Genomic DNA, 24247 nt, shown 5'->3' on the forward strand with positions numbered 1-24247 from the left:
GCTGCTTGCCGCTTGATGGGAGCGTGGATGTTAAATCGTATTCGTATCTCGACCACACTGTTTTTGATTCTGATCCTTTGCGGTGTGTTGCAGGTTGGCAGTAACGGGTTGTCTTTTTGGGCGTTTCGCGATGGCTATCAGAATTTGCAGGAAGTTGAGGCGAGTAATCAGCAGCGCTCCGCACTGGCACAAACGCGTGCCGTGCTGTTGCAGGCAAGCACTGCGCTAAACAAGGCGGGAACCTTAACCGCGCTGAGTTATCCGCCGGATGATATCAAGGCGCTGATGGCGACGGCGCGCAACAGCCTTAAACAGGCCGACGCGCAGTTCAAAACGTTCACCGCACAGGAGGACGTCAGCGAAAAAGGGAAAGCGCTGAAAGCTGCCATGAAGAAGAACTTTGAGCAGTGGCACAGCGATCTGGATCACCAGGCGACCTGGCTTGAGAACAACCAGCTCTCGGACTTTATGACCGCGCCGGTACAGGCGTCGCAGGCGGCGTTTGATGACAGCTTTAACGCCTGGCAGCAGGACATTAACCAGTTTGTGCAGCGCGCAGGGGATAGCAGCCGCATGAGCTACCACATGTCCGGCGTGATTTTTACCGTGATGGTGATTCTGGCGGCACTGCTGACCGGTGCCGCGCTGCTCTGGTCGCGCAAGATGATTGTTCAGCCGCTGGCGATTATCAGCAGCCACTTCGACAGCATTGCGAAGGGGGATCTGGCGCGTCCGGTGGCGGTGTATGGCAAAAACGAAATTTCGGCGATCTTTGCCAGCCTGAAGGCGATGCAAGGATCGCTACGGGAAACGGTCTCCGATGTGCGCCAGGGCAGCTATGCCATGCACACCGGGATCTCAGAGATTGCGGCTGGCAATAACGATCTCTCTTCCCGTACCGAGCAACAGGCGGCCTCGCTGGCGCAAACGGCGGCCAGCATGGAACAGCTGACTGCGACGGTAAGCCAGAACGCCGACAACGCGCGCCAGGCGTCAGACCTGTCAAAACAGGCGGCGATGACGGCGAAGAAGGGGGGCGACCAGGCGTCTCATGTGGCCAGCACCATGCAGGATATTGCCGCCAGTTCGCAGAAAATTGGCGACATCATCAGCGTGATTGATGGCATTGCGTTCCAGACCAACATTCTGGCGCTGAACGCGGCTGTGGAAGCGGCGCGTGCGGGTGAGCAGGGGCGCGGGTTTGCGGTGGTGGCGGGTGAAGTCCGTAACCTGGCGAGCCGCAGCGCCAACGCGGCGAAAGAGATCAAAGGGCTGATTGAAGAGTCTGTCTCCCGCGTCCAGCAAGGCTCCGCGCTGGTGGATACGGCGGCGAAAACCATGCACGAGATTGTCACCTCCGTTACGCGGGTGAACGACATCATGGGCGAAATTGCCTCGGCATCTGATGAGCAGCGTCGCGGGATTGAGCAGGTGGCCCAGGCGGTAAGCCAGATGGATCAGGTCACGCAGCAGAATGCCTCGTTAGTGGAGGAAGCGGCAGCGGCAACCGATCAGCTGGCCAGTCAGGCGGATCATCTGACCGGGCTGGTCGCGGTATTTAATGTCAAAGAGCACGTTGAAGCAGTAACAGAAGTCGGGCGGTCGCAGGCCGTGCCAGTTGTATCCTGAATGTAATTAAGAAGGCGCTATGACATCACCAATGCCTCCAGGGCACACGTCATTATTGTTGCAGATGACACAGCGCCTCGCGCTGTCCGACGCGCATTTTCGTCGGATATGTCAGTTAATTTACCAGCGTGCGGGGATCGTGCTTGCTGACCATAAGCGAGACATGGTCTACAACCGTCTGGTGCGGCGTCTGCGTACGCTGGGGCTGGATGACTTTGGTCGCTACCTGAGCATGCTCGAAGCGAACCAGAACAGCGCCGAGTGGCAGGCTTTTATTAACTCTTTAACCACTAACCTGACGGCCTTTTTCCGCGAAGCTCATCACTTCCCGGTACTGGCAGAGCACGCCCGCCGTCGCACCGGGGAGTATCGCGTCTGGAGTGCGGCGGCCTCGACCGGGGAAGAGCCTTACTCGCTGGCGATCACCCTTGCCGATACCCTGGGAATGGCGCCGGGTCGCTGGAAAGTGTACGCCAGCGATATCGACACCGAAGTGCTGGAGAAGGCGCGTAACGGCGTCTATCGCCAGGATGAGCTGAAGACGTTGTCGCCTCAGCAGCTTCAGCGTTACTTCATGCGCGGTACCGGCCCGCATGAAGGGCTGGTGCGCGTGCGCCAGGAGCTGGCGAACTGCGTGGAGTTTGCACCGGTTAACCTGCTGGATAAGCAGTACAACGTGCCGGGGCCTTTCGACGCCATTTTTTGCCGTAACGTCATGATCTATTTTGATAAAACGACGCAACAGGACATTCTGCGTCGGTTTGTTCCGTTGCTCAAGCCTGACGGTTTACTGTTTGCCGGGCACTCGGAAAACTTCAGCAACCTCGTGCGTGAGTTTAGCCTGCGTGGGCAAACGGTATATGCGCTGAGTAAGGAAAAAGCATGAGTAAAATCAGGGTATTGTCTGTCGATGATTCGGCGCTGATGCGCCAGATCATGACTGAAATTATCAATAGCCACAGCGACATGGAGATGGTCGCTACCGCGCCGGATCCGCTGGTAGCGCGGGATTTAATTAAAAAATATAACCCCGACGTGCTGACGCTGGATGTCGAGATGCCGCGCATGGATGGCATTGATTTCCTGGAAAAGTTGATGCGTCTGCGTCCAATGCCGGTGGTGATGGTCTCATCGCTGACTGGCAAAGGCTCGGAAATTACGCTGCGCGCGCTGGAGCTGGGGGCGGTGGATTTTGTCACCAAACCCCAGCTTGGCATTCGTGAAGGCATGCTGGCCTACAGCGAAATGATCGCTGAGAAGATCCGCACCGCCTCGCGCGCGAAGCTCGCGGCCCATAAGCCAACGGCTGCCCCGGCAACCCTGAAGGCGGGTCCGTTACTCAGCTCGGAAAAACTGCTGGTGATTGGCGCATCAACCGGAGGAACAGAGGCAATTCGCCATGTACTCCAGCCATTGCCGCTTTCCAGTCCGGGTATTCTGATCACTCAACATATGCCGCCAGGCTTTACCCGCTCGTTCGCGGAGCGTCTGAACAAGCTGTGCCAGATCAGCGTGAAAGAGGCGGAAGATGGCGAGCGTGTGCTCCCGGGTCATGCTTACATCGCGCCGGGCGATAAGCATATGGAGCTGGCGCGCAGCGGCGCTAACTATCAAATCAAAATTCATGACGGGCCGCCGGTAAACCGGCACCGTCCGTCGGTGGATGTGCTGTTTCATTCGGTGGCGAAACATGCGGGGCGCAACGCCGTTGGGGTGATCCTGACGGGGATGGGCAACGATGGTGCCGCCGGAATGCTTGCAATGCACCAGGCTGGCGCCTGGACGATTGCGCAGAATGAAGCAAGTTGTGTGGTGTTCGGCATGCCGCGCGAGGCCATCAATATGGGTGGCGTGAGCGAAGTGGTCGATCTTAGCCAGGTAAGCCAGCAGATGCTGGCGAAAATCAGTGCCGGACAGGCAATACGTATTTGACTCAGGAGTATTATTTTATGGCGGATAAAGAGCTTAAGTTTTTGGTTGTGGATGACTTTTCCACCATGCGTCGCATTGTGCGCAACCTGCTGAAAGAGCTGGGCTTCAACAACGTTGAAGAAGCAGAAGACGGCGTGGATGCGCTGAACAAACTGCAGGCGGGCGGGTTTGGTTTTGTTATCTCTGACTGGAACATGCCGAATATGGATGGTCTGGAACTGCTGAAAACCATCCGCGCGGATGCAGGCATGGCTTCTATGCCGGTGCTGATGGTGACCGCAGAAGCGAAAAAAGAGAACATCATTGCCGCTGCACAGGCGGGCGCAAGCGGCTATGTGGTGAAGCCATTCACCGCGGCGACCCTGGAAGAGAAGCTCGGTAAGATCTTCGAGAAACTCGGCATGTGAGGTGTTGGTTATGATGCAACCTGCTATGAAACCCGTTGAAGAACATTCGCCCAGCGATATCATTGCCCGCATCGGCAGCCTGACACGCATGCTGCGTGACAGCCTGCGTGAACTGGGGCTGGACCAGGCAATCGCCGAAGCGGCGGAAGCGATTCCTGATGCGCGTGACCGTCTGGACTACGTTGTGCAGATGACCGCGCAAGCGGCTGAACGTGCGCTGAACAGCGTTGAAGCGTCACAACCGCACCAGGATGCGATGGAAAAGGGCGCGAAAGCGCTGACCAAACGCTGGGATGAGTGGTTTGAGAATCCTATCGAGCTGGCGGATGCCCGCGAACTGGTGACGGATACCCGTCAGTTCCTGGGCGATGTACCGGGCCACACCAGCTTCACCAACGCTCAGCTGCTGGACATCATGATGGCGCAGGATTTCCAGGACCTGACCGGTCAGGTGATCAAGCGCATGATGGATGTGATTCAGGAGATTGAACGTCAGCTGCTGATGGTGCTGCTGGAAAACATTCCGGAACCGGCTGCACGTCCGAAACGCGAGAACGAAAGCCTGCTCAATGGCCCACAGCTCGACGCCACCAAAGCGGGCGTTGTGGCAAGCCAGGATCAGGTAGACGACCTGCTGGACAGCCTCGGTTTCTGATACGCCTTTCCGCCTCAGGTGTGCATGCGCCTGAGGCGGTTAACGCAGAATCACCGAAAAGAGCCCGAATAAACGGGCTTTTCCCGCCATTGGATTTCCTCTGCGCTGGCATGATACCTGTGACGTAATGGGCTGAGCATGCACTGTGGCAGAAGAGAACGACGACAAAACAGAAGCCCCCACACCCCACCGACTTGAAAAAGCGCGTGAGGAAGGGCAGATCCCCCGATCCCGAGAGCTGACATCCCTGCTGATCCTTATTGTGGGTGTGTGCATCATCTGGTGGGGTGGGGAGTCGCTCGCCCGAAAACTGGCGGGGATGCTCTCTGCCGGATTACGTTTCGACCACAGTATGGTCAACGACCCAAACCTTATCCTCAGCCAGATTATTCAGCTTATTAAAGGGGCCATGGTCGCACTGCTGCCCCTGATTACCGGGGTGGTGCTGGTCGCGCTGATCTCGCCGGTGATGCTTGGTGGTCTGGTCTTTAGCACCAAATCGCTGCAACCAAAATTTTCCAAACTGAACCCGCTGTCCGGCATCGCGAAAATGTTCTCCGCGCAGACCGGGGCAGAACTGCTTAAAGCCATCCTCAAAGCGGCGCTGATGGGCAGTGCCGCGGGGTTTTACCTCTGGCACAACTGGCCGGAAATGATGCGGCTTATCAGCGAGTCGCCTTTGACCGCGATGAGCAATGCGCTGAATCTGGTCGGACTCTGTGCGCTGCTGGTGGTCCTCAGCATTATTCCGATGGTGGGGTTCGACGTCATCTTCCAGCTGTACAGCCACTTCAAAAAACTGCGCATGTCCCGTCAGGATATCCGTGACGAATATAAGCAGATGGAAGGTGACCCGCACGTGAAAGGGCGTATCCGCCAGATGCAGCGCGCCGCCGCCCGTCGACGGATGATGGAAGATGTGCCGAAAGCCGACGTTATTGTCACCAACCCAACCCACTATTCCGTTGCGCTGCAGTACGACGAAAACAAAATGAGCGCGCCGAAAGTGGTGGCGAAGGGGGCGGGCTTAATCGCCCTGCGCATCCGCGAGATTGGCACGGAAAACCGGGTGCCAATACTGGAAGCGCCGCCGCTGGCGCGTGCGTTGTACCGCCACGCGGAAATTGGACAACAGATCCCAGGACAACTCTACGCCGCCGTGGCGGAAGTGCTGGCCTGGGTATGGCAGTTGAAACGCTGGCGTCTGGCTGGCGGTCAACGACCTGTCAAACCTGAGAACCTTCCGGTGCCTGCTGCGCTGGATTTTATGAACGAGAAGGACACTGATGGCTAATCTGGTGGCAATGTTGCGCCTGCCCGGCAACCTGAAATCGACCCAATGGCAAATCCTTGCCGGGCCGATCCTCATCCTGCTAATCCTGTCGATGATGGTATTGCCGCTGCCGGCATTCATCCTCGACCTGCTTTTCACTTTCAACATTGCGTTGTCCATCATGGTGTTGCTGGTGGCGATGTTCACCCAGCGTACCCTTGAGTTTGCGGCGTTTCCGACCATCCTGCTGTTTACCACCCTGTTACGACTGGCGCTGAACGTGGCGTCCACGCGTATCATCCTGATGGAAGGCCACACCGGCGCGGCAGCGGCGGGCAAAGTGGTTGAGGCCTTTGGCCACTTCCTCGTGGGCGGTAACTTTGCCATCGGTATCGTGGTGTTTGTCATCCTCGTTATCATCAACTTTATGGTTATCACCAAAGGTGCAGGGCGTATTGCGGAAGTGGGTGCGCGCTTTGTGCTGGACGGGATGCCGGGTAAGCAGATGGCGATCGACGCCGACCTTAACGCCGGGCTTATCGCGGAAGATGAAGCGAAAAAACGCCGTGCGGAAGTGACCCAGGAAGCGGACTTCTACGGCTCAATGGACGGTGCGAGTAAGTTTGTGCGCGGTGACGCCATCGCGGGCATTCTCATCATGGTGATTAACGTGGTGGGCGGCTTGCTTGTTGGGGTGCTGCAGCATGGCATGGGCATGGGCCAGGCGGCTGAAAGCTATACGCTGCTGACCATTGGTGACGGTCTGGTTGCCCAGATCCCGGCGTTGGTCATTTCTACCGCTGCGGGCGTTATCGTTACCCGCGTCAGTACCGATCAGGACGTTGGCGAGCAGATGGTTGGCCAGCTGTTCAGCAACCCGCGCGTCATGCTGCTGGCGGCGGCGGTGCTGGGTCTGCTCGGCCTGGTGCCGGGCATGCCGAACCTGGTTTTCCTGCTGTTCACGGCAGCACTGCTGGGCCTTGCCTGGTGGATGCGTGGCCGTGAAATGAAACCCGCGGCAGAACCTGTACCGGTAAAAATGCCGGAGAACACGCAGGCCGTGGAAGCCACCTGGAACGACGTTCAGCTGGAAGATTCGCTGGGGATGGAAGTGGGTTACCGTCTGATCCCGATGGTCGATTTCCAGCAGGATGGCGAACTGCTTGGCCGCATCCGCAGTATCCGGAAAAAGTTCGCCCAGGATATGGGCTTCCTGCCGCCGGTTGTGCACATCCGCGACAACATGGATCTTCCACCTGCCCGCTACCGTATTCTGATGAAAGGGGTTGAGATTGGCAGCGGTGATGCGTATCCAGGCCGCTGGCTGGCGATTAACCCAGGCACAGCCGCCGGTACGCTGCCGGGTGAACAGACCATCGATCCCGCGTTTGGTCTGGCCGCTATCTGGATTGAAAGCGCGCTCAAAGAGCAGGCGCAAATTCAGGGGTATACCGTGGTGGAGGCCAGTACCGTGGTGGCTACCCATCTTAACCACCTGATTGGACAGTTCTCAGCAGAGCTGTTTGGCCGTCAGGAAGCACAGCAGTTACTCGACCGCGTGAGCCAGGAGATGCCGAAGCTGACGGAGGATCTGGTACCGGGCGTGCTGACGTTGACCACGCTGCATAAGGTGCTGCAAAACCTGCTTGATGAAAAAGTGCCGATCCGCGATATGCGCACCATTCTGGAAACCCTCGCCGAGCACGCGCCGCTGCAAAGCGATCCGCATGAGCTGACGGCGGTGGTGCGCGTGGCGCTGGGCCGCGCGATCACCCAGCAGTGGTTCCCGGGCACCGGTGAAGTGCAGGTGATTGGCCTGGATACGCCGCTGGAACGTCTGCTGCTGCAGGCCCTGCAGGGCGGTGGCGGGCTGGAGCCGGGTCTGGCGGACCGTCTGCTGGCGCAAACACAGGAGGCGCTGGCGCGTCAGGAGATGCTGGGTGCACCGCCGGTGCTTCTGGTAAACCATGCGCTGCGTCCGCTGCTGTCACGCTTCCTGCGCCGTAGCCTGAACCAGCTGGTGGTGCTGTCGAATCTGGAGCTGTCTGATAATCGCCATATTCGTATGACGGCGACGATTGGAGGTAAATAATGCGTAAGTGGTTAGGGCTATTACTCTTCCCGCTGGTGGCGCAGGCCGCGGGCGAAGGGAGCTGGCAGGCCAGCAGCATCGGCGTGACCCTCAGCAACCGTGGCGTGGCGATGTCGTCGCGTCCGCTGGCGCCTTCTGAACCGGTATCCGGTCAGATGAGCCTGGTGGTGTGGAACTACTCGCTGATTGGCCCGACGCCTGCCGGGATGCAGGTGCGTCTGTGTTCCCAGAGCCGTTGCACGGAAATCGACGCAGAGAATGGCACTACCCAGGCGTTTAACGGCGTACCTGCGGTAGAACCTTTACGCTTTATCTGGGAAGTGCCGGGCGGCGGGCGGTTAATCCCGGCGCTCAAGGTGCAGAGTAATTCCGTTATCGTTAACTACCGCTAGTTGCCTGCCTCAACGCCCGTTATCAGTGATTATGATAGCGGGCTCGCAAAAATGACCTCGCCTTTTGAAGTAATAGAAACGCTGTTTTATAAATCAGTGATGCACGTAATGACACTCTTTGCATTTTTGCCAGCCTTTGCGGTGTGATGGCAGAAACAGAAAGGTTTCCACAGTGCGTTAATTCTACTGTAGCCGTGTAAAAACTCCCGGACGAGGTTTGCTTACAGGGGGTCTCCTAAAACTGATTAGGGTTGACGGCAATGAAAACACGAAAAATTGGACTCGCAAACTATCTTGCATACGGGGCAGGGGATTTCCTCGGCGCGGGAACCACCGCGCTGACGGCGGCCTGGCTTTTGTATTTTTATACGACCTTCTGTGGACTCACACCGATTGAAGCGACCTTTATTTTTGCTGCTGCAAGGGTACTGGACGCGGTGGTCAGCCCGCTGATGGGCTTTTTAACCGATAACTTTGGCACCACCTGGCTGGGCAAACGCTTTGGCCGTCGCAAGTTCTTTATTCTGCTCGGCATTCCCTGCGTCTTCAGCTACTCCCTGATGTGGGTTGGGGAGATGAATTTCTGGTACTACCTGCTGACCTATCTGGTCTTCGATATCGTCTACACCATGATTCTGGTGCCGTATGAAACGCTGGTCCCGGAGATGACCGATGACTTTAAACAGAAAACGAAATTCTCCGGTGCGCGTATTTCGATGGCGCAGATGTCCGCTATCCTGGCTTCGTTCCTGCCAGGGATCCTGCTGACCCACTTTGGTAAAGACAACGCGATCTCTTTCTTCTACGCAAGCCTGGTCTTCTCGGTGCTGTGCGCGCTGATGCTGACCTTTGTCTGGTTCTTCACCTGGGAGCGCCCGCGCGAGGAGTGGTCCGAAGCGGCCCTGCGCGCGGAAGAAGAGAAGAAAAAACTGACCCTGGGCCAGAGCCTGAACCGCCTGTTTGTGGAGTTAAGCTCGACGCTGCGCATCAAGATTTTCCGTCAGCACCTGGGCATGTACCTCGGCGGCTACATTGCGCAGGACGTCTTCAACGCCGTCTTTACCTATTACGTGGTGTTTGTGCTGATGCAGGAGGCGTCAATGGCGTCAAACCTGCTGGGCACGATGGCCATCTTCCAGTTTCTTGCCGTGATTGGGATGATCCCGCTGTGCATTCGCTTTGGGCCTGCGCCGTCTTACCGCATGGTGGTGGTGCTGTTTGGCCTGGCCTCTCTCTCTTACGCCGTGCTGTATTACGCCGGGCTGAGCGACGTTTACGCTTTGCTGCTGCTTATCTCCGCGGTTGCCGGTCTTGGTCGCGGCGGTATCAACTATGTGCCGTGGAACACCTATACCTACATTGCTGACGTGGACGAAGTGATCACCGGCCAGCGTCGTGAGGGCATCTTCGCCGGTATCATGACGTTGACCCGAAAAGCGTCTCAGGCCGGTGCGGTAATGCTGGTGGGCATCGTGATGCAGATGTCCGGCTTTGTCAGCGGTCAGAAAACCCAGCCTGCTGAAGTCAGCCACACCATTCTGCTGATTTTGAGCGTGGGAACCCTTCTGGTGCTGTTCTGCGGCTTCCTGGTCTCCCTGCGCTTCAGGCTAAATCTACAAACCCACAGCACGCTGCGCGAAGAGACCGCGAAAATGCGCGAATCGGGCCGCGCCATGCCTGAAGCGGCCAGCCCGCACGCCCGCGCCACCGTGGAAATGCTGGCCGGTATGCCGTTCGAATCCTTGTGGGGGAATAACAACATTGGTTATCTCAATCGCAATAAACCAGCGGCTCCTTCGCTGAAGGGACGTGCGGTACTGAATTCGACATACAACAGAGGTTAAGATGATGAAAGTTTGGCCTGTCAAACATAGCCCCTTGCTGCGTCAGCCAGAGCGTTTTATCGCCAGGGACGAGCTGAAATCGCTGATTCAGAAGGTGACGCATAACCTGGTCAATATCCACGACAAAACGGGTGAATTTTTGCTGCGGCTGGACGACGGGCGCGTCATAGATACCAAAGGCTGGGCAGGGTGGGAGTGGACGCACGGCGTCGGGTTGTACGGTATCTGGCAGTACTACTGCCAGACCGGCGACGACGGGATGCGCGACATTATCGACAGCTGGTTTGCGGACCGTTTTGCACAAGGGGCAACCACCAAAAATGTAAATACCATGTCGCCGTTCCTGACGCTGGCGTACCGCTACGAAGAGACCCGAAATCCGGCCTGGCTGCCGTGGCTGGAGAGCTGGGCGGAGTGGGCGATGCATGAGATGCCGCGTACCGCACACGGCGGCATGCAGCACATTACCCTGGCGGAAGAGAACGCGCAGCAGATGTGGGATGACACGCTGATGATGACGGTCCTGCCGCTGGCCAAAATTGGCAAGCTGCTGAACAAACCGGAATACGTTGAGGAGGCCGTGTACCAGTTCCTGCTGCACGTGCAGAACCTGATGGACCGGGAGACCGGGCTGTGGTTCCACGGCTGGAACTATGACGGCAACCATAACTTTGCCCATGCCCGCTGGGCGCGTGGCAACAGCTGGCTCACCATTGTGATCCCGGACTTCCTCGAACTGGTCGATCTGCCGGAAAACAACGCCGTGCGCCGTTATCTGACGCAGGTTCTCAATGCGCAGATTGCCGCGCTGGCGACATGTCAGGACGACAGTGGCCTGTGGCATACGCTGCTCGACGACCCAGACTCATACCTGGAGGCGTCGGCCACGGCAGGCTTTGCCTACGGTATACTTAAGGCCGTGCGTAAACGCTATGTGGCGGCGGAATACGCTGAGGTCGCGGAGAAAGCCATCAGAGGGATTGTGAAAAACATCTCGCCGGAAGGGGAGCTGCTGCAAACGTCGTTCGGAACCGGGATGGGGAGCGATCTGGAGTTTTACCGCCAGATCCCGCTGACGTCGATGCCGTACGGTCAGGCAATGGCAATCCTCTGTTTGACGGAGTATTTGCGGAAGTACTTCTGATCATAAAAAAACCCGGCGATGATAGCCGGGTTTTTTGTATTACATACGTTCTACGGTTTCGATACCCAGGGTATCCAGACCCAGCTTCAGGGTCTTCGCCGTCAGCTGCGCCAGCTTCAGGCGGCTGTTGCGGACCGATTCATTTTCAGCAGACAGAATAGGGCAGTGCTCGTAGAAGCCGGAGAACAGACCGGCCAGATCGTACAGGTAAGCACACATCACGTGCGGCGTACCGTCGCGCGCAACCACGGACAGCGTCTCTTCAAACTGCAGCAGACGGGCCGCCAGCTGGGCTTCGCGATCTTCGGTAATGGTGACGGTCGCATTCGCCAGCACGCTTTCATCGATATTCGCTTTACGGAACACCGAGAGTACGCGGGTGTAGGCATACTGCATGTACGGCGCGGTGTTACCTTCAAACGCCAGCATGTTGTCCCAGTCGAAGATATAGTCGGTGGTACGGTTCTTGGAGAGATCCGCGTATTTCACCGCACCGATACCCACGGCGTTCGCCAGTTTTTCCAGCTCATCGGCCGGCATCTCCGGGTTCTTCTCTGCCACCAGGCGACGGGCGCGTTCCAGCGCTTCATCCAGCAGGTCGGACAGCTTCACGGTACCGCCCGCACGGGTTTTGAACGGCTTGCCGTCTTTACCCAGCATCATGCCGAACATGTGGTGTTCCAGCGGTACGCAATCGGGAACATAACCGGCTTTACGCACGATAGTCCACGCCTGCATCAGGTGCTGGTGCTGACGGGAGTCGATGTAGTACAGCACGCGGTCAGCATGCAGCGTTTCGTAACGGTACTTCGCACAGGCGATATCGGTGGTGGTGTAGAGGTAGCCGCCATCCTTTTTCTGGATGATCACGCCCATCGGTTCGCCTTCCTTGTTTTTGTACTCATCAAGGAATACGACCGTTGCGCCTTCGCTCTCAACCGCCAGATGTTTGGCCTTCAGGTCGGCCACAATGCCCGGCAGCATTGGGTTATAGAGGCTTTCACCCATCACGTCGTCGCGGGTCAGGGTGACGTTCAGACGGTTATAGGTGAGCTGGTTCTGGGACATGGTGATGTCCACCAGCTTGCGCCACATCTCCAGGAAGTACGGGTCGCCGCCCTGCAGTTTCACCACATAGCTACGCGCGCGCTCGGCGAAGGCTTCATCTTCGTCGTAGTGTTTTTTGGCTTCACGGTAGAACCCTTCCAGGTCCGCCAGCGCCATTTCACCCGCGTTTTCCTGCTGCTGTTTTTCCAGGTAAGCAATCAGCATACCGAACTGGGTACCCCAGTCGCCAACGTGGTTCGCGCGGATCACCTTGTGACCGAGGAACTCAAGGGTGCGTACTGCCGCGTCACCGATGATGGTGGAGCGCAGGTGGCCAACGTGCATCTCTTTCGCGACGTTTGGCGCGGAGTAGTCAATCACCACGGTCTGTGGCTCTGGCTGGGTTACGCCCAGACGGTCAGATTTCAGCGCTGCGTCAACGTGGCTTGCCAGGAAGGCCGGCTCAAGGAAAATGTTGATAAAGCCCGGGCCAGCGATTTCGGTTTTGCTGGCAATGCCGGTGAGATCCAGATGAGTCAGCACCTGCTCAGCCAGTTGTCGCGGCGGCATGCCCAGTTTTTTAGCCACTGCCATCACGCCATTAGCCTGATAGTCGCCAAACTGTACTTTCGCTGACTGACGAACCTGCGGTTCGCAATCCGCAGGCGCACCTGCGGCAATCAGTGCCTGACTGACTTTTTCGGAGAGAAGAGCCTGAATATTCACCTGGATACCTTACGTTTTTGATGCGGGCTGACTGCCACCCGCGCCAGTTAAAGAATGAGGGCGGGAGTATACTGCAAATGCCTTCTGCCGTCAGCATTGCGGGGAGCGAAGATTGCGCAGAATCCAGGCTAAGAAAGCATGCATAATCATGCAGTCATAAAAAGCGTCATTCCGCGGTTGGTCAAAAGGGGGCAACAGAGTAAATTAGCGGCTTTGCGACACGATAAGAGACTGACTTATGGCGAACTGGCAATCCATTGACGAACTGCATGATATTTCCGCAGATTTACCGCGCTTCACCCAGGCGTTCACAGAACTTGCCACCCGTCTTGGTCTGGACATTGCGCCGCTTGAGGCCGATCACATCTCCTTGCGCTGTCATCAGAACGCCACCGCCGAGCGCTGGCGTCGCGGGTTTGAACAGTGCGGGGAACTGCTCTCTGAGAACATCATCAACGGCCGACCTATCTGCCTGTTTAAACTGCATGAGCCGGTCTGCGTAGCGCACTGGCAATTTAGCGTTGTTGAACTGCCGTGGCCGGGAGAAAAACGTTACCCGCATGAAGGCTGGGAGCACATCGAAATCGTGCTGCCAGGCGAGCCCGAAACGCTGAATGCGCGCGCGTTGGCGCTGCTGTCTGATGAGGGGTTGAGCAAGCCGGGTATCTTTGTGAAAACGAGTTCACCAAAAGGCGAGCGCGAGCGTTTACCGAACCCGACGCTGGCCGTGACTGACGGACAGGTGACGGTGAAGTTCCACCCCTGGACGATAGAACAGATTGTTGCCAGCGAAGAGTAAGCGTTGTGACGACACGCGAAGACCGGCCGGGAGCGGCGTGTCATGATGGTGCATTACGCGAAATTTAAGGAGGAGTGGATGGCGCTGCTGGAGATTTGCTGTTACAGCGTGGAGTGTGCCGTGACGGCGCAACAGCGGGGGGCTGACCGCATTGAACTGTGCGCGGCACCGAAAGAAGGGGGGTTAACGCCCTCGTACGGTGTGTTGACGTCTGCCCGTCAGGCTGTCACCGTTCCGGTACACCCTATCATTCGTCCTCGGGGCGGTGATTTTTGTTACACGGCAGGCGAGTTCAGTGCCATGCTTGACGATATCGCCCTTGTTCGCGATCTGGGTTTCCCGGGGCTGGTGACGGGGCTGCTCGATGAAGAAGGCAACGTCGATGTACCGCGTATGCGCCAGATAATGGCGGCCGCGAAGGGGATGGCGGTAACATTTCATCGCGCGTTCGATATGTGTAAAAACCCATTGCAAGCCTTTGATACCCTTGCGGAACTTGGCGTGGCGCGTGTGCTGACATCGGGCCAGCAGTCGTCGGCTGAAAAAGGACTGCAATTAATTACGGAACTAAAAGCACATTCCGGTGTTCCAATAATAATGGCGGGTGCGGGAGTCCGTGCCAGCAATCTGGAACTGTTTTTAAACGCCGGGGTGGAAGAGCTGCACAGCTCTGCCGGGAAATGGATACCGTCGCCCATGCGTTATCGCAACACAGGGTTGTCTATGTCGACGGATGCTGAAGCGGATGAGTACTCACGCTACGGTGTAGATGGAGAGTCGGTTGCGGAAATGAAATCGCTGATTGAACGTCATCACGTGTAGCAACGTACCGATTTTTACCGCGCATCATGTCGCCCAATATGATGCTTGCTCGTACCAGGCCCCTGCCAATTACACAGGGGCCTTTTTTTCTCCTTCATATTTCAAGCCGCAGCTGCGTTGGCTGCCTCGCTCCCCCCAGTCACTTACTGATGTAAGCTCCTGGGGATTCGCTGCGTTGCCGCCTTGCTGCAACTTGAAATATTTTGGAGAAAACCTGCGATGACCAGGCCGGGTAAGGCGCAGCCGCCACCCGGCTAAAAGGCTACGGCTTCGTGGCAATCAACACCGCACGCATTGGCGCCGGATAGCCTTCAACGGTTTTGCTGTGGTCGGTTGGATCAAGGAACTGCTCCAGCGATTCGGTCACCATCCACTCCGTGCGGCGTTGCTCCTCGATGGAGGTCACGCAGACGTCGGCGATGCGCACATCCACAAACCCGCACTTCTCCAGCCAGTTTTTCAGCGCCAGCGCGGAAGGAATGAAGTAGACGTTGCGCATTTGCGCGTAACGATCGCCGGGAACCAGAACGGTATTTTCATCGCCTTCGACCACCAGCGTTTCCAGCACCAGTTCGCCGCCGCTGACCAGCTGATCTTTCAGCTGCCATAAATGCTCCAGCGGGGAACGGCGGTGGTAAAGCACGCCCATGGAGAAGACGGTATCAAACGCTTTCAGCGCGGGCAGTTGCTCAATGCCCAGCGGCAGCAAATGCGCGCGCTGGTCGTTACCCAGCAGCTTACGCACGGCTTCGAACTGGCACAGGAACAACTGCATCGGGTCGATGCCAACGGCTAAATGCGCGCCCGCGCCAATCATGCGCCACATGTGGTAACCGCTACCGCAGCCGACGTCCAGAATGGTACGCCCGGTCAGGTCGGAGAGGTGCGGCAGCACGCGATCCCATTTCCAGTCGGAGCGCCATTCAGTATTGATATTCACCCCGTAGAGCGAAAACGGTCCTTTGCGCCACGGCTTCAGGTTACGCATCAGCGTTTCGATGCGATTAATCTGCCCGGCGGGCAGCGGCTCTGCGCTTTCGGCCGTGACGCTGTGCAGCAGATCCAGACGGTGAGGCGTCAGCTCCGGCAGAAACTCCACCGCATTTGACCACTGCTTCAACAGCCCATGCTGCTGATCGCGCTGCCAGGTGGCAATCTGCGCAGGCAGGGTCTCCAGCCAGTGGGAGAGATGGTTTTTTGCAATCAGCTGATAGAAGTTACCGAACTCAATCATGCCGCGTCCTCAGCTTTCAGCGCCACCAGGGAGCCAAAGTTAAAGCACTGGAACCACAGTTCGCTGTGCTCAAAGCCTGCCTGGCGCAGACGCGCTTTATGGGTTTCCACGGAGTCCGTCAGCATCACGTTTTCAAGCATGCTGCGTTTCTGGCTAATCTCCAGCTCGCTGTAGCCGTTTGCACGTTTGAAATCGTGGTGCATGTTGAACAGCAGTTCGCCGACGGTCGCGTCTTCAAAGCTGAATTTCTCAGACAGCACCAGCGCGCCACCGGGGTTAAGGCCCTGATAAATTTTGTCCAGCAGCCGCTGGCGGTCATCGGGCACCAGGAACTGCAGGGTAAAATTCAGCACGACCATCGAGGCGTTGTGGATTTCGATATCACGAATGTCGCCTTCAACGACCTCGACCGGAGTTGCCGCTTTCCAGGCATCAATATGACGGCGGCAGCGTTCAACCATCGCCGGGGAGTTATCGACGGCAATGATCTTACAGCCTTCGTGATGAACGTTACGACGTACCGACAACGTTGCCGCGCCGAGCGAGCAGCCCAGGTCATACACCTGCGTGCCGGGTTGAACGAAGCGCTCAGCCAGCATGCCGATCATGGAGATAATATTGGAATAACCGGGAACAGAGCGCTGGATCATATCCGGGAAGACTTCGGCTACCCGTTCATCGAAGGTCCAGTCGCCCAGGCTGGCGATAGGCGCGGAAAAAAGCGTGTCGCGATCTGACATAACGTAAAAATCCGGGAAAAATAAAGTGGCGTATTGTGCGCTAACGGAAGGAGAAAACCAACTCCCACGGCATATACCAAAGGTTAGCCAGCACCATCAGCAAAAGCGAACACCATGTCGCGCTCATGCCGGAACGACGCCAGCGGAATAAGCGGTGGTGAAAGCCGTAATAATGCATTAACCGACCCGCAATCAGCAGCAGGCCACAAATGTGTACCATCCAGGTTTCGGCGCCATTCATCTCCATAAACAGCAGCAAAATGAGTGCCACCGGAATGTACTCAACCGCGTTGCCGTGGATACGGATAGCGCTTTGCAGTTCGGAAAACCCCCCGTCGCCGTATGAGACGCGGTACTGCATTCTGAGTCGCACAACATCAAATGAAAATTTAATCAGCAGTAATGCACCTAGCACCGCATACAACGCGCTGACCATACAAACTCCCTGTGTTTTGGCAGATGGCGTCTCTATGATATGGCGTGATCTCAGAAAAGAGAAGATTGTTGTGGGATGGAGGGCGCGCTGCCGAGCGACGGAACCGCGGTTTGCAGGGCCTGCCAGAGCGTATCGACCAGTTCGGGGGCCTGGGCGATATCCGGCGTATGTAAAAAAAGATACGGCGTGGTGGTCAGTTCCCATTTCGCTAACGTGTGCAGCCAGACGGCGAACATCTCCTGATTTTGCTGCATATTGTCGCTGCCGATAAACCGGACCATCGGATTGTGCGCGGTTACGATAGCGTGGACCGGGACTTTGGGCTTCTTGCGCTGGGCATCAATAATGGCTTCGTTATGCGCAATGGCGCTGTGAACAGGACGACTGTCAAGGATGACGCGGTTGACTGAGCGCTCATGCAATCCCCGGTTGAGTGCTTTTTCCACCTCGCCTTTGGCAAAAAATTCAGGATGTCTCACTTCAACGCCGTAGGTAAAGTCCCGGGACAGGCCATCAAGAAATTGCCAGAGCGCGGGCAGATCGCGCGGACCAAAGGTGGCGGGAAGCTGCAGCCAGTACTGGCCGATACGGTTTGCCAGTGGCGACATTCGGCCAAAAAACTCTTCGGTTAAATCACCGCAGTTACGCAGGGCGGCGTTATGGGAGATGGTTGCCGGAAATTTAAAGCAGAAGCGGAAATCATCCGTGGTTTGATCCCGCCAGCGCTCGACAATCTCTGCCCGGGGAAGGGCATACAGCGTGGTGTTGCCCTCCACGCAGTTAAAGTGCCGGGCGTACTCTTCAAGGCTGGTTATGCCAAGGCGCACCCATTTCGGGTGCGACCACTGGGGCAGGCCCACGTACATCATAACGCGCTTAAAATCTCATCCGTGCTGCGCACGCGACCGATGCGCGGGAAAATATGGGTCATGCTGCCCTGGTGTTGTTCCGCAGAAGCCGCGCTACATGCGTCTTCGGCAATCACCAGGTTAAAGCCCAACTCCCAGGCGTTACGGGCGGTGGATTCCACGCCAATGTTGGTGGAGATCCCGCACAGGATAATGGTGTCGATACCGCGGCGGCGCAGCTGCAGCTCCAGGTCGGTGCCATAGAAGGCGCCCCACTGGCGTTTGGTCACTTCGATATCGCTGTCGCGTTTACCGAGCGAGACCGGATACGTCCACCAGTTGTCCGGCAGGGCGTGCGCGGGCGCCTGAGCGTCAACCGGCTGTTTTAACGCTTCGGCAAAATCGGCCGACCAGCCAACGCGCACCATGACAACCGGTGCACCGCTGGCGCGGCATTTTTCCGCCAGACGGGCGGCACGGCTGACGACATCATCAGCGGTGTGCGGGCCACCGGCAAAGGGAAGGATCCCTTCCTGTAGATCAATCACCACCAGGGCGGTTTTGCGGGCATCAAGTGTCAGCATGGTAACTCCAGTTAAATGAATCGCTTCCGTTACACCTTACGACGTTATGGCCTGTTATCGGTCGGATAATTTTGTTAATTTTTGTGAGAATGCGCAATAAGAGCGCAGCAAACGTGCGTCTGGCCGTGCTTCGCTCTTATCGTCCGGCGGAATTTCCAGTATAATAGCCGCCTTTTTTCATCCAGTTGTGACATACAGAAAGCTGCGACATAGTAGCCTGCATACCAGGCGACATTTAGCCTGCGGCTAATTAAGGGATATCTCATGCGTACAGAATATTGCGGGCAGCTGCGTCAGTCCCACGTCGGACAGCAGGTGACCCTGTGTGGTTGGGTCAACCGTCGTCGTGATCTTGGTAGCCTTATCTTCATCGATATGCGCGACCGCGAAGGTATCGTTCAGGTGTTCTTCGATCCGGATCGCGCGGACGCGTTGAAGCTGGCTTCTGAACTGCGTAATGAGTTCTGCATTCAGGTCACCGGCACCGTACGTGCGCGTGACGAGAAAAACGTCAACGCAGATATGGCGACCGGTGCCATTGAAGTGCTGGCCTCCGATCTGACGATCATCAACCGTGCTGAAGCGCTGCCGCTGGACTCCAACCACGTCAACACTGAAGAAGCGCGTCTGAAATACCGCTACCTGGATCTGCGTCGCCCGGAGATGGCACAGCGCCTGAAAACCCGTGCGAAAATCACCAGCCTGGTGCGTCGCTTTATGGATGACCACGGTTTCCTCGATATCGAAACCCCGATGCTGACCAAAGCCACGCCGGAAGGCGCGCGCGATTACCTGGTGCCATCCCGCGTTCATAAAGGCAAATTCTACGCGCTGCCGCAGTCTCCACAGCTGTTTAAACAGCTGCTGATGATGTCCGGCTTCGATCGCTACTATCAGATCGTAAAATGCTTCCGTGACGAAGACCTGCGCGCTGACCGTCAGCCAGAATTTACCCAGATCGATGTGGAAACCTCCTTCATGACCGCTGAGCAGGTGCGTGAAGTGATGGAAGCGCTGGTGCGCAGCCTGTGGAATGACGTGAAGGGCGTGGAGCTGGGCGACTTCCCCATTATGACCTTCGCCGAAGCCGAGCGTCGTTACGGCTCCGACAAACCAGACCTGCGTAACCCTATGGAGCTGGTGGACGTTGCTGACCTGGTGAAATCCGTTGAGTTTGCGGTGTTTGCCGGCCCGGCTAACGATCCGAAAGGCCGCGTAGCAGCCCTGCGTGTACCGGGCGGTGCAGCGCTTAGCCGTAAGCAGATTGACGACTACGGCAACTTCATCAAGATCTACGGCGCGAAAGGTCTGGCCTATATTAAAGTAACTGAGCGTGCGAAAGGTCTGGAAGGTATCACCAGCCCGGTGGCGAAGTTCCTGAACGCGGAGATTGTAGAAGCGATCCTTGAGCGCACCGGCGCACAGGATGGCGACATGATCTTCTTCGGCGCTGACAACAAGAAAATTGTTGCCGATGCAATGGGCGCGCTGCGTCTGAAACTGGGCAAAGATTTGAACCTCACCGACGAGAGCAAATGGGCGCCGTTGTGGGTTATCGACTTCCCGATGTTTGAAGACGACGGTGAAGGCGGCCTGACTGCCATGCACCACCCGTTCACCTCGCCAAAAGACATGACGGCGGCAGAGCTGAAAGCGGCACCGGAAGAGGCGGTCGCGAACGCCTACGATATGGTTATCAACGGCTATGAAGTGGGCGGCGGCTCCGTGCGTATTCACAGCGGTGAGATGCAGCAGACGGTGTTCGGCATTCTGGGCATCAACGAACAGGAACAGCGCGAGAAGTTCGGCTTCCTGCTGGATGCGCTGAAGTACGGTACGCCGCCTCACGCAGGCCTGGCATTCGGTCTCGACCGTCTGACTATGCTGCTGACCGGCACCGACAACATCCGTGACGTTATCGCCTTCCCGAAAACCACCGCAGCGGCGTGTCTGATGACCGAAGCGCCAAGCTTCGCTAACCCGGCCGCGCTGGCTGAGCTGGGTATCGACGTGGTGAAAAAGGAAGAGAAAAACTGATATGGCATATAAGCGTCCCGTTTCTGTTCTGGTAGTGATTTATGCAGAAGATACGAAGCGGGTGCTGATGTTGCAGCGGCGCGACGACCCTGAATTCTGGCAGTCGGTTACCGGCAGTCTGGAAGAGGGGGAAACCGCGCCGCAGGCCGCCGCGCGTGAAGTAAAGGAAGAGGTCACCATTGACGTTGCTTGTGAGCAACTGACCCTGAAGGACTGTCAGCGCACGGTGGAGTTTGAAATTTTTAGCCATTTACGTCATCGCTATGCACCGGGTATCGAGCGCAACACGGAATCGTGGTTCTGTCTCGCGCTTCCTCACGAACGGGAGATCGTGTTCACTGAACATCTGACCTACCGCTGGGTGGATGCGGCGGATGCCGCCGCACTGACCAAATCGTGGAGCAACCGGCAGGCGATTGAAGAATTTGTAATTAACGCAGCCTGAAAAGGCGCGATTTTTGGAGAACTTTTTATGGCAGGTCATAGTAAGTGGGCCAACACCAAACACCGCAAAGCGGCACAGGATGCCAAGCGCGGTAAGATTTTTACCAAAATCATTCGCGAGCTGGTGACAGCGGCGCGTCTGGGCGGCGGCGATCCGGCGTCTAACCCACGTCTGCGTGCGGCAGTAGATAAAGCGCTGTCCAACAACATGACGCGTGACACCCTGAACCGTGCTATCGCTCGTGGCGTGGGCGGTGATGAAGACACGAACATGGAAACCATCATTTATGAAGGTTACGGTCCTGGCGGCACCGCGGTAATGGTTGAATGTCTGTCCGACAACCGTAACCGTACCGTTGCAGAAGTGCGCCATGCGTTCACCAAAACCGGGGGTAACCTGGGGACTGACGGTTCTGTAGCGTACCTGTTCAGCAAAAAAGGCGTCATCTCCTTCGAGAAAGGCGACGAAGATGTCATCATGGAAGCGGCGCTGGAAGCGGGTGCGGAAGACGTAGTGACCTTCGACGATGGCGCTATCGATGTCTACACCGCGTGGGAAGAGATGGGCGCAGTACGTGATGCGCTGGAAGCGGCGGGCCTGAAAGCCGACAACGCTGAAGTCTCCATGATCCCGTCCACCAAAGCGGATATGGATGCTGAAACGGCACCAAAACTGCTGCGTCTGATCGACATGCTTGAAGACTGCGACGACGTGCAGGAAGTGTATCACAACGGTGAGATCTCTGATGAGGTTGCAGCGACTCTCTGATGAGAGCGTTTAAACCGTTTACGGGAGACGCGTGATGTCGATTATCCTTGGGATTGACCCCGGCTCACGCGTCACCGGTTACGGCGTTATCCGTCAGGTTGGACGCCAGTTAACCTACCTTGGCAGTGGCTGTATTCGCACCAAAGTTGAAGATCTGCCGTCGCGACTGAAGCTCATTTATGCGGGCGTGACGGAGATTATCACCCAGTTTCAGCCTGACTATTTCGCCATCGAGCAGGTCTTCATGGCGAAAAACGCCGATTCGGCGTTAAAGCTCGGTCAGGCGCGGGGCGTGGCAATTGTTGCTGCCGTGAACCAGGATCTTCCGGTATTTGAATACGCGGCAAGACAGGTCAAGCAGACGGTGGTCGGGATTGGTAGCGCGGAGAAAAGCCAGGTGCAGCACATGGTGCGTACCCTGTTGAAGCTCCCCGCGAACCCGCAGGCCGATGCCGCCGATGCGCTGGCAATTGCGATCACCCACTGTCATGTCAGCCAGAACGCGATGCAAATGAGCGAGTCGCGGCTCAATCTGGCGCGAGGCAGGTTACGATAATGAGAAATCAGGCTGGATGTTTATCCAGCCTTTTTTTATTATGTCGCAAATCAATAATTTTCCAGAACGCAGGAGCGTCACGTGATAGGCAGACTCAGAGGCATCATCATTGAAAAACAACCCCCGTTAGTGCTGCTGGAAGTGGGCGGCGTGGGCTATGAAGTCCATATGCCAATGACCTGCTTCTACGAGCTGCCGGACGCGGGCAAAGAGGCGATTGTCTTTACCCAGTTTGTGGTGCGTGAAGATGCTCAACTGCTCTATGGCTTCAACAACAAACAGGAACGCACCCTGTTCCGCGAGCTGATTAAAACCAACGGCGTCGGGCCGAAGCTGGCGCTGGCCATTCTCTCCGGTATGTCCGCCCAGCAGTTCGTGAATGCCGTTGAGCGCGAAGATCCTGCCGCGCTGATTAAGCTTCCGGGCATTGGTAAGAAAACGGCAGAGCGTCTGATTGTTGAGATGAAAGACCGCTTTAAAGGTCTGCATGGCGATCTCTTTACCCCTGCAGCCGATCTGGTGCTGACTTCGCCGGGTGCGCCTGTGTCGGATGATGATGCCGAGCAGGAAGCGGTTGCCGCGCTGGTGGCGCTGGGCTATAAACCTCAGGAGGCCAGCCGAATGGTGAGCAAAATTGCCAAACCGGATGCCAGCAGTGAAACTCTGATTCGTGAAGCGCTGCGCGCTGCATTGTGAGGTAAAGGATGATTGAAGCAGATCGCCTGGTATCGGCAGGCACTATTCAGGCAGACGACGTGGTGGATCGTGCGATCCGTCCGAAGTTGCTTGATGAGTATATTGGCCAGCCGCAGGTGCGTTCCCAGATGGAGATCTTCATCCAGGCGGCAAAGCTGCGCGGCGATGCGCTCGATCATCTGCTGATTTTCGGTCCTCCGGGTTTGGGGAAAACCACCCTGGCGAATATCGTTGCTAATGAAATGGGCGTGAACCTGCGAACCACGTCTGGCCCGGTGCTGGAAAAAGCAGGCGATCTGGCGGCGATGCTGACCAATCTTGAACCGCACGACGTGCTGTTTATCGATGAGATCCACCGCCTGTCACCGGTGGTGGAAGAGGTTCTCTATCCGGCAATGGAAGACTACCAGCTGGATATCATGATCGGCGAAGGCCCTGCCGCGCGTTCGATCAAAATCGATCTGCCGCCGTTTACCCTGATTGGCGCCACCACCCGCGCCGGGTCGTTAACCTCTCCACTGCGCGACCGCTTTGGTATTGTGCAGCGCCTCGAGTTTTATCAGGTCGCCGACCTCCAGCATATCGTGGGCCGCAGTGCCCGTTATATGGGGCTGGATATGAGCGAAGAGGGGGCATTTGAAGTGGCGAAGCGTTCGCGCGGAACACCGCGTATCGCTAACCGCCTGCTGCGCCGCGTCCGTGACTTTGCAGAAGTGAAGCACGATGGTTCTATTTCTGCCGAAATTGCTGCTCAGGCGCTGGATATGCTGAATGTCGATGCTGAGGGTTTTGACTACATGGACCGCAAGCTGCTGCTGGCGGTACTGGACAAATTCTTTGGCGGGCCGGTCGGGCTGGATAACCTGGCGGCGGCAATCGGGGAAGAGCGCGAGACAATTGAAGATGTACTCGAACCGTATCTGATCCAGCAGGGCTTCCTGCAACGTACCCCGCGTGGGCGTATGGCCACGGTGCGGGCGTGGAATCATTTTGGTATCACGCCACCGGCAATGCCGTAATGCTTAATTCCCTCTCCCAAAGGGCTGAGGGATCCCCATAAATAATGCCTGCACAGACGGCCCCCCTCTCCCTTTGGGAGAGGGCTGGGGTGAGGGGGAACATACGGCTGTGGAGGTCATTC

Annotated in this window: 24 protein-coding genes; 18 read left to right on the forward strand and 6 right to left on the reverse strand. The window is 57.0% G+C overall.

Annotation, left to right across the window (positions count from 1 at the left end; all coding sequences use genetic code 11):
- The first annotated feature begins 27 nt into the window (after positions 1–27).
- The 10 genes from tap to bglB all read left to right on the forward strand — a co-directional run bounded on the left by tap (position 28) and on the right by bglB (position 11368).
- The gene (tap, locus tag PUZ33_RS00360; RefSeq protein ID WP_058680204.1) at positions 28–1629 is read left to right on the forward strand and encodes a methyl-accepting chemotaxis protein IV; all 1602 of its coding nucleotides are present in this window, start codon (positions 28–30) and stop codon (positions 1627–1629) included.
- 19 nt (positions 1630–1648) lie between these two features.
- Complete coding sequence (cheR, locus tag PUZ33_RS00365; RefSeq protein ID WP_058680203.1) at positions 1649–2515, forward strand: protein-glutamate O-methyltransferase CheR; 867 nt, start codon at positions 1649–1651, stop codon at positions 2513–2515.
- Positions 2512–3561 carry a protein-glutamate methylesterase/protein-glutamine glutaminase gene (locus tag PUZ33_RS00370; protein WP_003859716.1) on the forward strand — a complete coding sequence of 350 codons (1050 nt, stop codon included), beginning with the start codon at positions 2512–2514 and terminating at the stop codon, positions 3559–3561. The genes cheR and PUZ33_RS00370 overlap by 4 nt, the downstream gene beginning before the upstream one ends.
- Positions 3562–3578: 17 nt before the next feature.
- On the forward strand, positions 3579–3968 hold the full coding sequence (cheY, locus tag PUZ33_RS00375) for a chemotaxis response regulator CheY (protein WP_008500431.1): 390 nt from the start codon (positions 3579–3581) through the stop codon (positions 3966–3968).
- 10 nt (positions 3969–3978) lie between these two features.
- Positions 3979–4623, forward strand: a complete 645-nt coding sequence (gene cheZ, locus PUZ33_RS00380; protein ID WP_013096065.1) for a protein phosphatase CheZ — start codon at positions 3979–3981, stop codon at positions 4621–4623.
- 145 nt (positions 4624–4768) lie between these two features.
- Positions 4769–5917, forward strand: a complete 1149-nt coding sequence (flhB, locus tag PUZ33_RS00385; RefSeq protein ID WP_013096066.1) for a flagellar biosynthesis protein FlhB — start codon at positions 4769–4771, stop codon at positions 5915–5917.
- Positions 5910–7988, forward strand: coding sequence for a flagellar biosynthesis protein FlhA (gene flhA, locus PUZ33_RS00390; protein ID WP_020687642.1), 2079 nt, complete (start codon positions 5910–5912; stop codon positions 7986–7988). The genes flhB and flhA overlap by 8 nt, the downstream gene beginning before the upstream one ends.
- Positions 7988–8380, forward strand: a complete 393-nt coding sequence (gene flhE, locus PUZ33_RS00395) for a flagellar protein FlhE (protein WP_058680202.1) — start codon at positions 7988–7990, stop codon at positions 8378–8380. Before flhA ends, flhE begins: the two co-directional genes overlap by 1 nt.
- A 260-nt stretch (positions 8381–8640) precedes the next feature.
- Positions 8641–10224 carry an MFS transporter gene (locus PUZ33_RS00400; RefSeq protein ID WP_029882320.1) on the forward strand — a complete coding sequence of 528 codons (1584 nt, stop codon included), beginning with the start codon at positions 8641–8643 and terminating at the stop codon, positions 10222–10224.
- A 4-nt stretch (positions 10225–10228) separates the two neighbouring features.
- A complete protein-coding gene (bglB, locus tag PUZ33_RS00405) occupies positions 10229–11368 on the forward strand; it encodes a beta-galactosidase BglB (protein ID WP_058680235.1) in 1140 nt (379 codons plus the stop codon).
- A 39-nt stretch (positions 11369–11407) separates the two neighbouring features.
- Here the strand turns inward: bglB and argS are convergent, their stop codons facing one another.
- Positions 11408–13141 (reverse strand): arginine--tRNA ligase, encoded by a 1734-nt coding sequence (gene argS, locus PUZ33_RS00410; protein WP_058680201.1) that lies wholly within the window; start codon positions 13139–13141, stop codon positions 11408–11410.
- 238 nt (positions 13142–13379) lie between these two features.
- Here argS and PUZ33_RS00415 point away from each other — a divergent pair, with 238 nt between their 5' ends.
- Together PUZ33_RS00415 and cutC are read left to right on the forward strand one after the other, a co-directional pair.
- Complete coding sequence (locus PUZ33_RS00415; RefSeq protein WP_038419925.1) at positions 13380–13940, forward strand: VOC family protein; 561 nt, start codon at positions 13380–13382, stop codon at positions 13938–13940.
- Positions 13941–14018: 78 nt separating this feature from the next.
- A complete protein-coding gene (gene cutC, locus PUZ33_RS00420) occupies positions 14019–14762 on the forward strand; it encodes a copper homeostasis protein CutC (protein WP_058680200.1) in 744 nt (247 codons plus the stop codon).
- A 262-nt stretch (positions 14763–15024) separates the two neighbouring features.
- Here the strand turns inward: cutC and cmoB are convergent, their stop codons facing one another.
- The 5 genes from cmoB to PUZ33_RS00445 are packed head-to-tail and all read right to left on the reverse strand — an operon-like array spanning position 15025 to position 18604.
- Positions 15025–15996 carry a tRNA 5-methoxyuridine(34)/uridine 5-oxyacetic acid(34) synthase CmoB gene (gene cmoB / locus PUZ33_RS00425; protein ID WP_058680199.1) on the reverse strand — a complete coding sequence of 324 codons (972 nt, stop codon included), beginning with the start codon at positions 15994–15996 and terminating at the stop codon, positions 15025–15027.
- Complete coding sequence (cmoA, locus tag PUZ33_RS00430; protein WP_013096076.1) at positions 15993–16736, reverse strand: carboxy-S-adenosyl-L-methionine synthase CmoA; 744 nt, start codon at positions 16734–16736, stop codon at positions 15993–15995. The genes cmoB and cmoA overlap by 4 nt, the downstream gene beginning before the upstream one ends.
- A 40-nt stretch (positions 16737–16776) precedes the next feature.
- Positions 16777–17172, reverse strand: coding sequence for an MAPEG family protein (locus PUZ33_RS00435; RefSeq protein ID WP_013096077.1), 396 nt, complete (start codon positions 17170–17172; stop codon positions 16777–16779).
- Between the two features lie 50 nt (positions 17173–17222).
- Positions 17223–18041, reverse strand: coding sequence for a DUF72 domain-containing protein (locus PUZ33_RS00440; RefSeq protein WP_058682203.1), 819 nt, complete (start codon positions 18039–18041; stop codon positions 17223–17225).
- Entirely contained in the window at positions 18038–18604 is a 567-nt protein-coding gene (locus tag PUZ33_RS00445; RefSeq protein WP_013096079.1) for a hydrolase, read from the reverse strand. The genes PUZ33_RS00440 and PUZ33_RS00445 overlap by 4 nt, the downstream gene beginning before the upstream one ends.
- A gap of 264 nt (positions 18605–18868) precedes the next feature.
- Between PUZ33_RS00445 and aspS the strand changes: the two genes are divergently transcribed.
- The 6 genes from aspS to ruvB all read left to right on the forward strand — a co-directional run bounded on the left by aspS (position 18869) and on the right by ruvB (position 24125).
- Entirely contained in the window at positions 18869–20641 is a 1773-nt protein-coding gene (aspS, locus tag PUZ33_RS00450) for an aspartate--tRNA ligase (RefSeq protein WP_013096080.1), read from the forward strand.
- Between the two features lies 1 nt (position 20642).
- Positions 20643–21086, forward strand: coding sequence for a dihydroneopterin triphosphate diphosphatase (gene nudB, locus PUZ33_RS00455; protein WP_014832405.1), 444 nt, complete (start codon positions 20643–20645; stop codon positions 21084–21086).
- 27 nt (positions 21087–21113) lie between these two features.
- Positions 21114–21854, forward strand: a complete 741-nt coding sequence (locus tag PUZ33_RS00460; protein WP_013096082.1) for a YebC/PmpR family DNA-binding transcriptional regulator — start codon at positions 21114–21116, stop codon at positions 21852–21854.
- 34 nt (positions 21855–21888) lie between these two features.
- The gene (gene ruvC / locus PUZ33_RS00465) at positions 21889–22410 is read left to right on the forward strand and encodes a crossover junction endodeoxyribonuclease RuvC (protein WP_013096083.1); all 522 of its coding nucleotides are present in this window, start codon (positions 21889–21891) and stop codon (positions 22408–22410) included.
- An 81-nt stretch (positions 22411–22491) separates the two neighbouring features.
- Positions 22492–23106, forward strand: coding sequence for a Holliday junction branch migration protein RuvA (gene ruvA, locus PUZ33_RS00470; RefSeq protein WP_020687649.1), 615 nt, complete (start codon positions 22492–22494; stop codon positions 23104–23106).
- Positions 23107–23114: 8 nt separating this feature from the next.
- Complete coding sequence (ruvB, locus tag PUZ33_RS00475; protein WP_013096086.1) at positions 23115–24125, forward strand: Holliday junction branch migration DNA helicase RuvB; 1011 nt, start codon at positions 23115–23117, stop codon at positions 24123–24125.
- Positions 24126–24247: the final 122 nt, after the last annotated feature.

It is taken from the genome of Enterobacter cloacae complex sp. 2022EL-00981, assembly GCF_028737495.1.
Lineage (GTDB): Bacteria > Pseudomonadota > Gammaproteobacteria > Enterobacterales > Enterobacteriaceae > Enterobacter > Enterobacter cloacae.

Bases quoted from the DNA above. Each gene is read 5' to 3' on its own strand.
- tap (WP_058680204.1), top strand. From the start codon at position 28: ATGTTAAATCGTATTCGTATCTCGACCACACTGTTTTTGATTCTGATC.
- cheR (WP_058680203.1), top strand. From the start codon at position 1,649: ATGACATCACCAATGCCTCCAGGGCACACGTCATTATTGTTGCAGATG.
- PUZ33_RS00370 (WP_003859716.1), top strand. From the start codon at position 2,512: ATGAGTAAAATCAGGGTATTGTCTGTCGATGATTCGGCGCTGATGCGC.
- cheY (WP_008500431.1), top strand. From the start codon at position 3,579: ATGGCGGATAAAGAGCTTAAGTTTTTGGTTGTGGATGACTTTTCCACC.
- cheZ (WP_013096065.1), top strand. From the start codon at position 3,979: ATGATGCAACCTGCTATGAAACCCGTTGAAGAACATTCGCCCAGCGAT.
- flhA (WP_020687642.1), top strand. From the start codon at position 5,910: ATGGCTAATCTGGTGGCAATGTTGCGCCTGCCCGGCAACCTGAAATCG.
- flhE (WP_058680202.1), top strand. From the start codon at position 7,988: ATGCGTAAGTGGTTAGGGCTATTACTCTTCCCGCTGGTGGCGCAGGCC.
- PUZ33_RS00400 (WP_029882320.1), top strand. From the start codon at position 8,641: ATGAAAACACGAAAAATTGGACTCGCAAACTATCTTGCATACGGGGCA.
- bglB (WP_058680235.1), top strand. From the start codon at position 10,229: ATGAAAGTTTGGCCTGTCAAACATAGCCCCTTGCTGCGTCAGCCAGAG.
- PUZ33_RS00415 (WP_038419925.1), top strand. From the start codon at position 13,380: ATGGCGAACTGGCAATCCATTGACGAACTGCATGATATTTCCGCAGAT.
- cutC (WP_058680200.1), top strand. From the start codon at position 14,019: ATGGCGCTGCTGGAGATTTGCTGTTACAGCGTGGAGTGTGCCGTGACG.
- cmoB (WP_058680199.1), bottom strand. From the start codon at position 15,996: ATGATTGAGTTCGGTAACTTCTATCAGCTGATTGCAAAAAACCATCTC.
- cmoA (WP_013096076.1), bottom strand. From the start codon at position 16,736: ATGTCAGATCGCGACACGCTTTTTTCCGCGCCTATCGCCAGCCTGGGC.
- PUZ33_RS00435 (WP_013096077.1), bottom strand. From the start codon at position 17,172: ATGGTCAGCGCGTTGTATGCGGTGCTAGGTGCATTACTGCTGATTAAA.
- PUZ33_RS00440 (WP_058682203.1), bottom strand. From the start codon at position 18,041: ATGATGTACGTGGGCCTGCCCCAGTGGTCGCACCCGAAATGGGTGCGC.
- PUZ33_RS00445 (WP_013096079.1), bottom strand. From the start codon at position 18,604: ATGCTGACACTTGATGCCCGCAAAACCGCCCTGGTGGTGATTGATCTA.
- aspS (WP_013096080.1), top strand. From the start codon at position 18,869: ATGCGTACAGAATATTGCGGGCAGCTGCGTCAGTCCCACGTCGGACAG.
- nudB (WP_014832405.1), top strand. From the start codon at position 20,643: ATGGCATATAAGCGTCCCGTTTCTGTTCTGGTAGTGATTTATGCAGAA.
- PUZ33_RS00460 (WP_013096082.1), top strand. From the start codon at position 21,114: ATGGCAGGTCATAGTAAGTGGGCCAACACCAAACACCGCAAAGCGGCA.
- ruvC (WP_013096083.1), top strand. From the start codon at position 21,889: ATGTCGATTATCCTTGGGATTGACCCCGGCTCACGCGTCACCGGTTAC.
- ruvB (WP_013096086.1), top strand. From the start codon at position 23,115: ATGATTGAAGCAGATCGCCTGGTATCGGCAGGCACTATTCAGGCAGAC.